General features: G+C 70.6%; 10 protein-coding genes and 1 pseudogene. 5 read left to right on the top strand and 6 right to left on the bottom strand.

Going from position 1 to position 13,040, the window contains the following annotated elements; translation table 11 throughout:
* The first annotated feature begins 63 nt into the window (after positions 1-63).
* Positions 64-564, top strand: a complete 501-nt coding sequence (locus CLT74_RS15115; protein ID WP_099847119.1) for a DUF456 domain-containing protein — start codon at positions 64-66, stop codon at positions 562-564.
* Between the two features lie 221 nt (positions 565-785).
* Here CLT74_RS15115 and CLT74_RS15110 read toward each other — a convergent pair whose 3' ends face one another.
* The 5 genes from CLT74_RS15110 to CLT74_RS15090 all read right to left on the bottom strand — a co-directional run bounded on the left by CLT74_RS15110 (position 786) and on the right by CLT74_RS15090 (position 4,860).
* Positions 786-1,466 carry a DNA alkylation repair protein gene (locus tag CLT74_RS15110; RefSeq protein ID WP_099847118.1) on the bottom strand — a complete coding sequence of 227 codons (681 nt, stop codon included), beginning with the start codon at positions 1,464-1,466 and terminating at the stop codon, positions 786-788.
* Between the two features lie 53 nt (positions 1,467-1,519).
* Entirely contained in the window at positions 1,520-2,173 is a 654-nt protein-coding gene (locus CLT74_RS15105; RefSeq protein WP_099847117.1) for an SRPBCC family protein, read from the bottom strand.
* A complete protein-coding gene (locus CLT74_RS15100; RefSeq protein WP_099847116.1) occupies positions 2,170-2,565 on the bottom strand; it encodes a metalloregulator ArsR/SmtB family transcription factor in 396 nt (131 codons plus the stop codon). Before CLT74_RS15100 ends, CLT74_RS15105 begins: the two co-directional genes overlap by 4 nt.
* 74 nt (positions 2,566-2,639) lie before the next feature.
* Positions 2,640-4,064 carry a rifampin monooxygenase gene (gene rox / locus CLT74_RS15095; protein WP_099847115.1) on the bottom strand — a complete coding sequence of 475 codons (1,425 nt, stop codon included), beginning with the start codon at positions 4,062-4,064 and terminating at the stop codon, positions 2,640-2,642.
* 220 nt (positions 4,065-4,284) lie between these two features.
* Positions 4,285-4,860: a Crp/Fnr family transcriptional regulator gene (locus CLT74_RS15090; protein WP_099847114.1), complete on the bottom strand. Its 576-nt coding sequence runs from the start codon at positions 4,858-4,860 to the stop codon at positions 4,285-4,287.
* Positions 4,861-5,129: 269 nt separating this feature from the next.
* On the opposite strand from CLT74_RS15090, the gene CLT74_RS15085 reads away from it, so the two are divergent.
* The 4 genes and pseudogenes from CLT74_RS15085 to CLT74_RS15070 all read left to right on the top strand — a co-directional run bounded on the left by CLT74_RS15085 (position 5,130) and on the right by CLT74_RS15070 (position 12,613).
* Positions 5,130-6,494 carry a glutamine synthetase family protein gene (locus CLT74_RS15085; RefSeq protein WP_099847113.1) on the top strand — a complete coding sequence of 455 codons (1,365 nt, stop codon included), beginning with the start codon at positions 5,130-5,132 and terminating at the stop codon, positions 6,492-6,494.
* Between the two features lie 116 nt (positions 6,495-6,610).
* The gene (locus CLT74_RS15080) at positions 6,611-7,966 is read left to right on the top strand and encodes an aldehyde dehydrogenase family protein (protein ID WP_099847112.1); all 1,356 of its coding nucleotides are present in this window, start codon (positions 6,611-6,613) and stop codon (positions 7,964-7,966) included.
* A gap of 2 nt (positions 7,967-7,968) precedes the next feature.
* Positions 7,969-8,735 (top strand): annotated as a pseudogene (locus CLT74_RS15075) (3-oxoacyl-ACP reductase).
* Positions 8,736-8,908: 173 nt separating this feature from the next.
* The gene (locus CLT74_RS15070; RefSeq protein ID WP_099847111.1) at positions 8,909-12,613 is read left to right on the top strand and encodes a SpoIIE family protein phosphatase; all 3,705 of its coding nucleotides are present in this window, start codon (positions 8,909-8,911) and stop codon (positions 12,611-12,613) included.
* Between the two features lie 51 nt (positions 12,614-12,664).
* Here the strand turns inward: CLT74_RS15070 and CLT74_RS15065 are convergent, their stop codons facing one another.
* Positions 12,665-12,979, bottom strand: coding sequence for an STAS domain-containing protein (locus CLT74_RS15065; RefSeq protein WP_199172192.1), 315 nt, complete (start codon positions 12,977-12,979; stop codon positions 12,665-12,667).
* Positions 12,980-13,040 lie beyond the last annotated feature (61 nt).

The raw sequence follows: 13,040 nt of genomic DNA, 5'->3' as shown, positions 1-13,040 counted from the left end.
GCCGTTTCCGGGTACGGAGACGGCGAGTGCATCAGGGTCGAACCGAGCGGATGGAGAGTCGACGTGGGGCTGACGGAGACCGGAGCGGTGGTGTCGGTCGTCGCCGCGCTGGCCATCCTGGCCGGGCTGGCCGGGGTGGTGGTGCCCGGTCTGCCGGCGTTGCCGTTGTGCTGGGGCGGCGTCCTGGTGTGGGCCCTGTTCGGCGACGCCGGAGCCGGCCGGTGGCTGGTGCTCGCCGCCGCGACGCTCGTCGCCGTCGCTGGCACCGTGGTCAAGTACGCCTGGCCCGGCCGTAACCTCAAGCGGGCCGGGGTGCCCACCACGTCGCTGCTGGCCGGCGCGGTGCTCGGCCTGGTCGGCTTCTTCGTCATCCCGGTGGTAGGGCTGGTCATCGGCTTCGTCGGCGGGATCTTCGTGATGGAGCGGCTGCGGCTGAAAGACACCCGGCTGGCCTGGCCGGCGACGAAGCAGGCGGTGGCCGCCGCCGGGCTGTCGATGCTCGTGGAGTTCCTCTCCGGCATGGTGATCGGCGCCCTCTGGGTGGCCGGGCTGGTGATGGCCTGACCGATCTCGGCGCTGGTGCTGACCGAAGCGGCGCGGGGCGGAGTCGGGGCAGGGCGTGACGCCGTACCCGAGAGAGAGGTGACGCTTCCCCGCGCCGCCGCGGACGCCGGGCCGTTCCGAGGGCCCGGTGGTCGGCCCGTCGCGATCGGGCCTGGTCACACGCCCAAGGATGGGCTACTCCGGCCCCGCCGGCAACGCAATTGCGCGGCCGGCGGTCGGGGTCACCGTCCGGCTGCGTCGTGTTGTCGGCGTACCATCTCGGTGATCCAGATCGGGGCGTACGGGGACGTGCAGTTCGGGGGAGTCGGGTAGTCCTTGAGCACTTCGAGACGCTCACCGATGTCAAGGGCCCGGTCGCGGTGCTCGGCATGCTCGATCCCGATCTGGGCGAGGCAGTGGTTCATCGCCCACTGAAGCCGGTCCGGGGCATCTTTCATCTCCGCCTCGATGACGTCGAGCAGTCCGGCGAGGCTGAGGCCCTGGGCGTTCTTCGCCACGCGTTCGGTGGTCAGTGCCCAGCCGGCACTCGCGACCGCTGGATCCGGATCGGCGGACCAGGCCACGCGCAACGCCTCGGCGTGCGGGCTGTTCTTCACCACGTAGTTCACGAGCCAGTCGTGCACCTTGGGGGTGCGCGCCTCGCGCAACATGGCGTCCAACTCGTCGCGCGGGAACGCCTTCGGGCGGCAGATCAGGATCGCCAGCAGTCTCGCTGCGGTGTCCCCCGTCTTCCAGAGCTCCCGTGCGAGTTCCTGCTGCGTCTTGAGGCGTTTCGCGAGCGCGCGCAGCAGGCTGAGTTTCACACCGTGGTCGTCACCGTGTTTCTCGTTCACCTCGCGCGTCTTCGGGTCCTCGTACGCGGCCAGTTCGGTCATCACCTCGGCCACCGTCGGTTCGGTCATCCAGCCTCCCTGCCTCTCACGTAGATCACTCGCGCCGCGGGCACATCCGGTCGTCAGTGGGTGTGGTCGGTCTCAGGGGAGAAGTGCTGTACCGCGAACGCGATGGCCGCGGCGATGTCGTCGTCGCTGGTTCCCCAGGCAGCCTGGATGACGGGACCCCAGGCGTGGCAGCTGCGGGCGGCGAACTCCTTCGCCTCGGGGGTGTCCTCCCAGGTGGCACAGTCGAAGCTCACGCCGTCGAGGAACATGTCAAGAGCGACGAGCGTGAGATCCCAACCGCCGCCGATTCCGATCGTGCCACCGGGCCCGTAGGTGTTCACCAACTCATCGACGATCTCGGCGGGCGAGGCGTGCTCCAACTCGAAGACGGTGCGGCCGTCGTCGCTTGGCGTCAGGCGTACCTCGACCTCGGTCGACATGCCCTCGCCCAGGACCCAGGTCACCTTGATCAGGCGGGGTTGTTCGCAGCGCAGGATCTCGCCGCCGGCATTGTTCTTGAGCTGGAACCTGCCGCCGGCCCGCAGGTCACCCTCGATCGGGCCCAGCCAGCGGCTGAGCCGTTCCGGGTCGGTGCAGGCACTCCAGACGTCCTCGATCGGGGCGCCGTAGGTCCGTCGCAGCAGCAGTGATCGCCCTGCCCCGGTGGCGACCGCCTGGTTGCCGATCTCCCGGTGGGTGGCGTTGATCTGGTTGACGATGTCGATCACGTCTTCTCCTCGCTGACGGGTCGCCTGCCGATGGTGATTCCGTGTTCCTGCGGATCGCCGCGCTCTTCGCGTCGTTGGCGGCTGCCGCGGGCGAGTTCGGTGGCCAATGCGTCCAGGCGCTGATCCCAGAACTGCCGGAAACGCTCCAGCCAGACGTCGATCTCCTGTAACGGCGCCGCCTCCACGCTGTACAGGCGGCGCGTGCCGTCTGGACGGACGGTGACGAAACCCGACTCCCGCAGGACTCGCAGGTGTTGCGACACCGCGGGCGGCGAGATGCCGAACTCGGCCCGGACGACCTCGCTGACGGATCCGGCGGCCTGTTCGCCGTCGGCGAGCAGCTCCAGTATCCGGCGTCTGACCGGGTCGCCGAGGACGTCGAACGCGTGCACTCTCGAACTATTTCAAGACCAGCTTAATTAAGTCAAGTCTGAGGTTGTCGGTTCATCAGGGAACGGCGACGCGATCAGGTGGCGGAGCCGAACCACCGGGGTAGCCGGGTGAGCAGATCCTGCTGGTCGTCGCCGACCCAGGCCACGTGACCGTCCGGTCGCAGCAGCACAGCGGGTACGTCCAACTCCTCGCTGACGTCGACGATATGGTCGACCCGGTCCGCCCAGCCGTCGACCGAGAGTTTGCCGGTCTGGTCGAGCAGCAGGCCGTGGCCGGCGTGCGTCAGCTCGTAGAGGCGGCCACGCGTGAGCCGTACGTCCCGCATCCGCCGGCCGAGCAGGTCATGCCCCGGGCCGAAGTCGTAGCGGACCCCGATCGCGGTGATCTTCTCAACCAGGTACCTGTTCACCTCCTCGAACTCCATGAGTTCCGCCACCAGTCGGCGTACCGCCAGCGGGCCCGGCTCGGTGGCGAGCAGTTCCATCTGTGCGCGGGTGTTGTTCAGCACGTCGTCGGCGACCGGGTGCCGTTCGGCGTGGTAGCTGTCCAGCAGCCCGTCCGGCGCCCAGCCGGCCACCACGGCGGCCAGCTTCCAACCGAGATTGAACGCGTCCTGGAGGCCCAGGTTGAGGCCCTGCCCACCGGTCGGCGGGTGGATGTGTGCCGCGTCGCCGGCCAGCAGCACCCGGCCGGTCCGGTACCGCTCGACCAGCCGGGTGGCGTCGCCGAAGCGGGACAGCCAGCGCGGTGAGTGCACACCGAAGTCGGTGCCCGCGTACGCCCGCAGCTGTTGTTTGAACTCCGCAAGGGTCGGCGGGACCGAGCGGTCGGCGGCCAGCCCTTCGGCGGGCACGACGACCCGGTATCCGCCGTCGCCGAGGGGGCCGAGCCCGAACCGCTTCTGGGTCGTGCGGACCTCGGCCACCACGGCGGCCACCGTCTCCTGCGGTACGCCCACCGCCATCTCACCCAGCAGCGTCTCGACCCGGCTCGGCTCGCCGGGGAAAGCCACAGCGAGCAGCTTGCGTACGGTGCTGCGACCGCCGTCGCAGCCGACCAGGTAGCGGCCGGCCAACCGACTGCGGTCCGCCAGCTCGACTGTCACCCCGTGCTCGTCCTGGCTCAGCCCGACCAGCTCGCAGCCGCGCCGGATCTCCGCGCCGACCTCGGCGGCCCGCTCGGCCAGCAGCCGATCGGTGACCGGCTGCGGGATGCCCAGCACGTAGGGGTGGGCGGTGTCCAGCCGGTCCGGCGCGGGCTTGTCCACGGCGGCGAAGAAGCCGCCGACCGGGTACCGCCGGCCGAGCGCGAGGAACCGGTCCAGCAGGCCGCGTTGGTCCAGCAGTTCGATGCTGCGTACGTGCAAACCGAGCGCGCGGACGAACGAGGTCGGCTCGGTCTCCTTCTCCAGCACCAGCGTGCGCACCCCGTGCAGCCGCAACTCGCCGGCCAGCAGCAGACCGGTCGGCCCACCCCCGGCGATGATCACGTCGAACATCCGTACCCCCCCACCGGTGTTCGGCCAGGTGCCGCGCGGTCCGGCGCGTGCCGTGCGGATCTCTGTTTCCGCAGGTCCTGGCCTCGGCCGCAGATTCTGCGGCATCACCCGGGTCTTGCGGCAAGCCCCCAGGCGCGATATACGTTAGGAGTGGCAGGGAGATCCTTCTTCCTGCCTTCTGTCTTGTGTGGGCTAATGGCGGCGGTGCGCCGGGCACATCTCAGCCCCGATCGCGTCCCGGACCTGTTCGACCGCTGTCGCGTCCCGGCGCGGCGTCCCGAGCGGCGGTGAGGCGGGCCGGGTCCAGCACGACGATGGTGCCGGGCTCGACGCGGATGGCGCCCGCGCCGACGAGCACCTGGAGCGCACGGTTGACTGTCACCCGGGACAGGCCGATCTCCTCGCCGAGCCCCTGCTGCGCCCCTGGCAGGGTGATCCGGGTGCCCCGCGTACGCATGGATTCGGCGACCCAGGCGGCGATCCGCGCGACGGGCTCCGGCGCGGCGCGGCGGACCTGGGCCCGGCGGTCGCGGTTCACCTGCTCGGACAGGTGGCGTAGGACGTGGTCGCGGAGCGCCGGCACCTGGTCGATGAGATCTCGTAGGCGGTCCGCCGGCAGCAGGCGGATCCGGCAGGCGGTCGACGCGGTCCAGGTCGCCGTGTGCGATCCGCCGCCGAGCACGGCTGCCTTGTCGATCACGCACGGGCCGGTCACCGTCGCGAACCGGACCCGTGCGCCGTGGCTGGTGTCGTAGCCGGCGGAGAGCGTCCCGCGAGACCTGGCCCGGGGCGCCACCGCCGCACGCGTCGGCGAGCCGGCCCGGCACCTCGTCGTGCTGATCCGGAGCGATGCTTGTCTTCACCGGCGACCGGGCGGAGGTCGATCGGCTCATGGCGGCGGATCCCTACTTCACCACCGCCGGTGTGCGGGTCGTGGCGGTGCGCGGATGGCGACCCGTCGTCGGTCCCGAACGGTTTGCCGGGGGAGTGGATGGGGGTACGGGCGGAGCGTCCTGTTGACGGTGATCGGCTCGGCCGGTAGACCTTGGTGATGGAGGCTGGCGGATGAGGAAACCACCGCTCACGCTCGAACAGTTGCGGGGCGCCGTCGCCGAGGGCGAGATCGACACGGTGGTGCTGGCCCTCGTCGACATGCAGGGCCGGTTGCAGGGCAAACGGTTCCACGCCCCGTACTTCCTCGACCAGGTCGTCGCGCACGGCAGCGAGGGGTGCAACTATCTGCTCGCCGTCGACGTCGACATGAACACTGTCGACGGGTACGCCATGTCGAGCTGGGAACGCGGCTACGGCGACTTCGCGATGAAGCCGGACTTCGACACGCTGCGTCGGGTGCCCTGGCAGCCCGGCACCGCCCTGCTCCTGGCCGACCTGGAATGGCTTGACGGTGCCGGTCCGGTGATCGCCTCGCCGCGACAGATCCTGCGCCGGCAGTTGGACCGGCTGGCCGCGTACGGGCTTACCGCGTACGCCGGCACCGAGCTTGAGTTCGTGTTGTTCCGTGACTCGTACGAGCAGGCGTGGCAGCGCGGCTACCGGGAGCTGACCCCGGCCAACCAGTACAACGTGGACTATTCACTGCTCGGTACCGCCCGGGTGGAGCCACTGCTGCGGCGGATCCGTACCGAGATGGCCGGCGCGGGTCTGGTTCCGGAGAGCGCGAAGGGTGAGTGCAACCTCGGCCAGCACGAGATCGCCTTCCGTTACGACGAGGCGGTGGCCTGCGCCGACCATCACGTGATCTACAAGAACGGGGCGAAGGAGATCGCCGCCCAGGAGGGCATGTCGATCACCTTCATGGCCAAGCCGAACGAGCGGGAGGGCAACTCCTGCCACATCCACTTCTCGCTGCGGGACGCCTCCGGCGGCTCGGCGATGCTTGGTGACGGGCCGGCGCACCTGAGCCCGACCGGGCAGCGGGTGCTCGCCGGGCTGCTCGCCACGATGCGGGAGCTGAGCCTGTTCTTCGCGCCGAACATCAACTCCTACAAGCGTTACCAGCCGGGCTCGTTCGCTCCGACCGCACTGCGGTGGGGCACGGACAACCGCACCTGCGCGCTGCGGGTGGTGGGGCACGGTCAGGGGATGCGGGTGGAGAACCGGGTGCCGGGCGCCGACGTCAACCCGTACCTGGCCATCGCGGCCCTGGTGGCGGGTGCGCTGCACGGCATCGAGAACGGGTTGGAACTGGCCGAGGAGTGCGCCGGCAACGCGTACGACGACGCGAGCGCCGAACGCGTCCCCGGCACCCTCCGCGACGCCCTCACCCTCTGGGAAGGCTCGACAGTGGCCCGCGAAGCCTTCGGCGAGGAGGTGGTCGCCCACTACGCCAACATGGCCCGCGTCGAGCTGGCCGCCTTCGACGCCGCCGTCACCGACTGGGAACTGACCCGTGGCTTCGAACGCCTCTGACCCCACCCACCCAGTTCTCCGCGATCTTGCACTTCTGGTCGTTGATGTGCGGTGGTATGTCGAGTTTGCCCCGGCAGAAAGTGCAAGATCGCGAGGAGTGGGTGGGGTGAGGGCGGGTGGGTGAGGTATGGGATCCGGCTCGTGGGGTGGTGTTGCGGGAGGTTGGGGAGAGCTCGACTGAAGACGTGGACCGGGCGGTGGGGCGGGCCGCCACGGCGTTTGAGCGGTGGCGGGGGGTCAGTGCGGGGGAGCGGGGGCGGTTGTTGCGACGCTTCGCGGCGGTGGTGGACGAGCACCTGGAGGAGTTGGCGCGGCTGGAGGTCGCCAACGCGGGGCACACCATCGGAAACGCGCGGTGGGAGGCGGGCAACGTCCGGGACGTGCTCGACTACTACGCGGGTGCGCCGGAGCGACTCACCGGGCGGCAGATCCCGGTGCCCGGCGGGCTGGACGTCACCTTCCACGAACCGCTCGGTGTGGTCGGGGTGATCGTTCCGTGGAACTTCCCCATGCCCATCGCCGCCTGGGGTTTCGCCCCCGCGCTCGCCGCCGGCAACACGGTGGTGCTCAAGCCCGCCGAGTTGACCCCGTTGACCGCGATGCGGCTGGCCGAGTTGGCGACCCAGGCAGGTCTGCCCGAGGGGGTGTTCACCGTACTGCCCGGGCGGGGCGAGGTGGTCGGTGAACGATTCGTCAGCCACCCGGCCGTCCGCAAGATCTGCTTCACCGGCTCGACCGAGGTCGGCACCCGGATCATGGCCGGTTGTGCCCGTCAGGTGAAGCGGCTGACCCTGGAACTGGGCGGCAAGTCGGCGAACATCGTCTTCGCCGACGCCGACCTGGAACGAGCCGCGGCGAGCGCGCCGTACGCCGTCTTCGACAATGCCGGCCAGGACTGCTGCGCCCGGTCCCGGCTGCTGGTGCAGCGTTCGGTGTACGACCGCTTCCTGGAACTTCTCGAACCGGCGGTACGCGCCTTCCGGGTCGGTGACCCGGCCGACGAGAGCACCGAGATGGGCCCGCTGATCTCGGCCGGGCAGCGGGACCGGGTCGCCGGGTACGTCGACGGCTCCCGGGTGGCGTTCACCGGCTCGCGGCCCGACGGCTCCGGCTACTGGTACCCCCCGACAGTGCTGCTGGCCGAGACACCCGGCGACCGTCACTGGCGAGACGAGATCTTCGGCCCGGTCGTCTCGGTGCTCCCGTTCGACGACGAGGCTGACGCCGTCCGGTTGGCGAACGACACCGAGTACGGTCTCTCCGGCTCGATCTGGACCCGCGACGTGGGCCGGGCGCTGCGGGTGGCCCGGGCCGTGGAAGCCGGCAACCTGAGTGTCAACTCGCACTCCTCGGTGCGGTACTGGACGCCGTTCGGCGGGATGAAGCGCTCCGGCCTGGGCCGGGAGTTGGGGCCTGACGCCCTGCACGCGTTCACCGACGTGAAGAACGTCTTCGTCAGCACCGAGGAGTGAGCATGCAGGGACGGTTGCAGGACCGGGTGGCAGTGGTGACCGGGGCGGCCAGCGGTATCGGACTGGCCACCGTGCGGCGGTTCGCCGCCGAGGGCGCCCGGGTGGTCTGCGTCGACGTCGACGTCGAGGCCGGACAGCGGGCCGCCGACGAGGTGGGTGGGAGTTTCGTCGCGGCCGACGTGGCCGACGAGCCGGCGGTACGCGACCTCTTCGACGGGGTGGTCGAGCGGTACGGGCGGGTGGACATCGCGTTCAACAACGCCGGCATCTCCCCACCGGAGGACGACTCCATCCTGGAGACCGGCCTGGACGCCTGGGAACGGGTGTTGCGGGTCAACACCACGAGCGTCTACCTCTGCTGCAAGCACGTCATCCCGCACATGCGTAGGCAGGGCCGGGGCTCGATCATCAACACCGCCTCGTTCGTGGCGTTGATGGGTGCGGCGACGTCCCAGATCGCATACACCGCGAGCAAGGGCGGGGTGCTGGCGCTCACCCGGGAACTGGGCGTGCAGTTCGCCCGGGAGGGCATCCGGGTCAATGCCCTCTGCCCGGGCCGGTGGCCACGCCGCTGCTGCGGGAGCTGTTCGCGGCCGACCCGGAACGGGCCGCCCGTCGGCTGGTGCACGTGCCGATGGGACGGTTCGGTGAACCGACCGAGATCGCCGCCGCGGTGGCCTTCCTGGCCAGCGACGACGCCTCGTTCATGACCGCCGCGCAGTTCGTGGTCGACGGCGGCATCACCGGCGCGTACGTCACCCCCCTGTGATCTCGCTTACCCGGAGGGTGGGCAACAGCGGTCAGCCGAGCGGACGCCTGTGCTCGTCCGGAGCTGAACAGCGTCTGAGCAGTCGTATGCGTTACGTTGCTGATCCGTCTGGGTAGAAGGCGGGTCAGGGCATTCGATGATCGGCGCGGTGCGGACACGGCCGGGGAGGCTGCATGAACTCGGCCCAGGGGGGCGTGGACGGTAGTCAGCCGTCCGCTGCGGAAGAGGGAACGCCTCCGCTGCTCGCGGCGGCATTCGCGGGCGGCGGCGAGATGGGCGCGCTGCTGCGCGATCGTGACTGGTCGGCCAACCCGCTCGGTCCCCCGGAGCGCTGGCCCACCTCGCTGGGCAACGCCATCAGCACGATGCTCGCCTCCAAGGCGCAGATCGCCATGTTCTGGGGCGAGGACCTGCGCGCCTTCTACAACGACGCGTACCGACCCACCATCGGCGACAAGCATCCAGCCGTGCTGGGCGAGCCCGCCCGGGAGCACTGGGCGGAGACCTGGGACGTGCTGGGGCCGTTGCTCACCGGGGTGCTGCGCGGCGGCGAGTCGTACCAGGCCCGGGACCGTCACTTTCTGCTCAATCGGCACGGCTTCATGGAGGACGTCTACTTCGACGTCTCGTACGACCCGATCCGTGACGTCGACGGAACCATCAGCGGGGTGCTCTGTATCTGTAGCGAGACCACCGGGCGGGTGCTCAGCGAACGCCGGCTCCGGGTGCTTGCCGAACTCGGCTCGGAGCTGGCCGATCCGGTCGGCAGCGACGAACTCGGCCAGGTCGCGGCGACGGTGCTCGACAGGTACCGGGCCGACGTGCCGTTCGGGCTGCTCTACCTGCGGGACAGCGAGGGATACCTGCGCCTGACCGGGGTCAGCGGCGCCGGGACCGTCGCGGGCGATCCGTCCGCGCGGTTGATCGAGGTGGCCGCGACCGGGGTCGGTGTGGTGCTGCCCACCGCCGACCTGCTTGGTCAGGTGCCGGCCGATGCCGCCGACGAGGCGATGGTGCTGCCGATCAGCGCGACGAACGATCCGGCCGGCGTGCTGGTGCTGGGAGTGGCCCGGCGGCTGCCCCTCACCGAGGACTACCGCACGTTCTTCGAGCTGGTCGCCGCACAGATCTCCCGGGCGGTCGGCAAGCAGCGGGCGTACGAGCAGGAGCGGGCCCGAGCCGCGGAGCTGGCCGCCCTGGACCTCGCCAAGACCAACTTTTTCGCCAACGTGAGTCACGAGTTCCGCACCCCGTTGACCCTGGTGCTGGGCCCGTTGGAGGACCTGCTCGCCGACCCGTCGCTCAGCGAGGACTACACACAGCGGTTGACGGTCATGCACCGCAACGCGTTGCGACTGCTGAAGCTGGTCAACACGGTGCTCGACTTTTCCCGGCTGGAGTCCGAGCGGTTGGTGGCCCACTACGAGCCCACCGATCTGGCCGACTACACCTCCCGGGTGGCCAGCACGTTCCGCTCCGCCACCGAGCGTGCCGGGTTGCGGTTCGTGGTGGACTGTCCGCCCCTGGCGGAGCCGGTATTCGTCGATCCGGACATGTGGGAAAAGATCGTCCTCAATCTGATCTCCAACGCGCTGAAGTTCACCTTCGAGGGTGAGATCAGCATCCGGGTGCGTGCGGTTGACGGGGTGGCCCAACTGGAGGTTTCCGACACCGGGGTGGGCATCGACGCGCGGGAGCTACCGCACGTGTTCGAGCGGTTCCACCGGGTGCCGGGGGTGCGCTCGCGCAGCCATGAGGGCACCGGGATCGGCCTGGCCCTGGTCCGCGAACTTGTCGAGATGCACGGCGGCCGGGTCAGCGCCACGAGCCAGCTCGACGTCGGCAGCACCTTCGTGGTCACCGTCCCGTTCGGTGCGGTGCACCTGCCGGCCGAACGGGTGGCCGACACCGATCACACCGTGCGGGAGCCACGGCAGGCGCCGCTTTTCGTCGCCGAGACCGCACAGTGGACCGCCGGCCCGGTCGCGGCCGTGTCCCACCCGGCGGACGCCGCGACCGGGCCGGGCGTCGACTCCCCGACGGAGTTCGTGCCGCAGCCCCCCACCGCCGCGCCCGCCGGCCGCGTGCTGGTTGTCGACGACAACCCGGATCTGCGCGAACACGTCACCCGGCTGCTCGTGCCCACCTGGGAGGTGAGTACCGCAGCCGACGGGGTGGAGGCGCTGCGGCTGGCCACCGGGGAGGCGTTCGACCTGGTGCTGTCCGACGTGATGATGCCGCGTCTGGACGGCTTCGGTCTGGTCGCCGCGCTGCGCGCGGACCCGCGTACCCGGTATGTGCCGATCGTGCTGCTCTCCGCCCGCGCCGGTTCGGCCGAGGAGGTCGCCGGGTTGTCGGTGGGGGCCGACGACTACCTCACCAAACCCTTCTCCGGGCAGGAGCTGATCGCCCGGGTCCGCGCCAACATGGCCCTCGGTCAGCTGCGCAACCAGATCATCCGGCGGCTGCGGGCGCTCGCGGACGCGGCGGTCGCGGTCAACACCGCCCGCTCCACCGCCGACGTGCTCCAGGTCGCCGCCCGCCACGCGTTGAGTCTCGCCGAGGCGGTCCGGGTGGTGGTCTCCGCCGGTGGGGCGCGCTACGAGGCCGACGCCGGCGGGGCCAGCAGCGTCGAGCCGTCGTTCGTCCTGCCGTTGACCGGGGTGGCCGACCAGCCGCTCGGTGAGCTGCGGGTGTGGCACCCGGCCGCCGAGAGCGCCGACGCCGACGAGGCCGCGTTGACCCAGCTCGCCCGCCTGGTCGGGGTACGCATCGAGAACGCCCAGCTCTACGAGGTCGAGCACCGCATCGCCACCACCCTCCAGCACAGCCTGCTGCCCCGCACCCTGCCCCAGCTGCCCGGAGCCGTGGTGGCCAGCCGCTACCTGCCGGGTAGCGCGGACGTCGAGGTGGGCGGCGACTGGTACGACGTGATGGCCCGGGACGACGACGAACTCGTGCTGGTCATCGGCGACGTGGTCGGCAAGGGGGTGCCGGCGGCGGCGGCGATGGGTCAGCTACGCAACGCGCTGCGCGCGTACGTGCTGGAGGGTTTCGACCCCGGCGAGTCGTTGACCCGGCTGAACCGGCTGGTGGGCTCCACCGAGTCACGCTCGTTCGCGACGGTCTTCTGCCTGTGGTTCAGTCCCCGGACGGGTCGGCTGCGCTACGCCAGCGCCGGGCACCCGTCGCCCCTGGTGATCCGGGAAGACGACGTCGCGTTCCTGCACGGCCGGGCGCTCGGGCCGCCGGTCGGCGCCATCGCCGGCACCGAGTACAAGACCGTCTCGGGCGAGCTGCGGGCCGGCGATCGGTTGCTGCTCTACACCGACGGCCTGATCGAGGACCGGGAGGTCGGCATCGACGAGTCGCTGGCCCTGCTGCGCGCCGACGCGGCCCGGTCGGGTGAGCACGTGGCCGACCTGATCGACGCGGTGGTGGCGCGGGTCGCCGGCCGTCCCCGACGGGACGACGTGGCGGTTCTCGCCCTGGAGGCGGTCGAACTCAACCGCTTCGAGCTGCGGCTGCCCGCCGACCCGACCCGGCTGAGCGTGCTGCGCAAGCGGCTGGAGGACTTCCTCGTCGCGCATCGGGTGGGCGAGACGGACCTGTTCGACCTGACCGTGGCGGTCTCCGAGGCGGCGGCGAACGCCATCGAGCACCCGGTCGACCCGGTGGAGCCGGTGGTCGAGGTCGAGGTGCGGGTGGAGGACCGCACCGTGGTGGCGACGGTGTGCGACAGCGGACAGTGGCGCGAGTCGACAGGTTCGGGCTTCCGGGGGCGCGGGCTGTCCCTGATCCGGGCACTCGGGGATCTTTCGGTCGAGCACACCCCGCAGGGGACTCGGGTCACCCTGCGCCGGGAACTGAGCGCGTAGTCGAGCGCCTGTCGGGCGGAGCCGGCCGGCGCTCGACGCGACGGGTGCGGATCAGGCCGGATGGAGCCAGGGTTGGCTCCCCAGGCCGGCGATCTCCAGCACCCGACTGACCTGCCGGGACGGCAGCACCGTCAACGTGTCCGGGTAATGGCCGGCGAGCCGGACCACCGCGTGGATGGCCGCCGAGTCGAAGAAGGTGACCGCCCGCAGGTCGAGTGTCACCCGGCCGGCCGGCTCATCGAGCACGGTCTGGAGCATGGTGTCGGCGGTCGCCATGTCGACCTCGCCGGTGACCACCACGCTCAGGTGATCACCATCGGTCTCCGCGCTGGCGGAGAAAATGGGAGGTGCGCCCCCTTGATCCACGCAGACACCTTGACACAGTGCTTGTGGCAGGGCAACAACCGCTCGCAGCGGCCGGTGGTGG

The sequence above is a fragment of the Verrucosispora sp. CNZ293 genome (genome assembly GCF_002754655.1).
This window is presented reverse-complemented; position numbering and strand designations above follow the sequence as displayed.

Bases quoted from the DNA above. Each gene is read 5' to 3' on its own strand.
- CLT74_RS15110 (WP_099847118.1), bottom strand. From the start codon at position 1,466: ATGACCGAACCGACGGTGGCCGAGGTGATGACCGAACTGGCCGCGTAC.
- rox (WP_099847115.1), bottom strand. From the start codon at position 4,064: ATGTTCGACGTGATCATCGCCGGGGGTGGGCCGACCGGTCTGCTGCTG.
- CLT74_RS15070 (WP_099847111.1), top strand. From the start codon at position 8,909: ATGAACTCGGCCCAGGGGGGCGTGGACGGTAGTCAGCCGTCCGCTGCG.
- CLT74_RS15085 (WP_099847113.1), top strand. From the start codon at position 5,130: ATGAGGAAACCACCGCTCACGCTCGAACAGTTGCGGGGCGCCGTCGCC.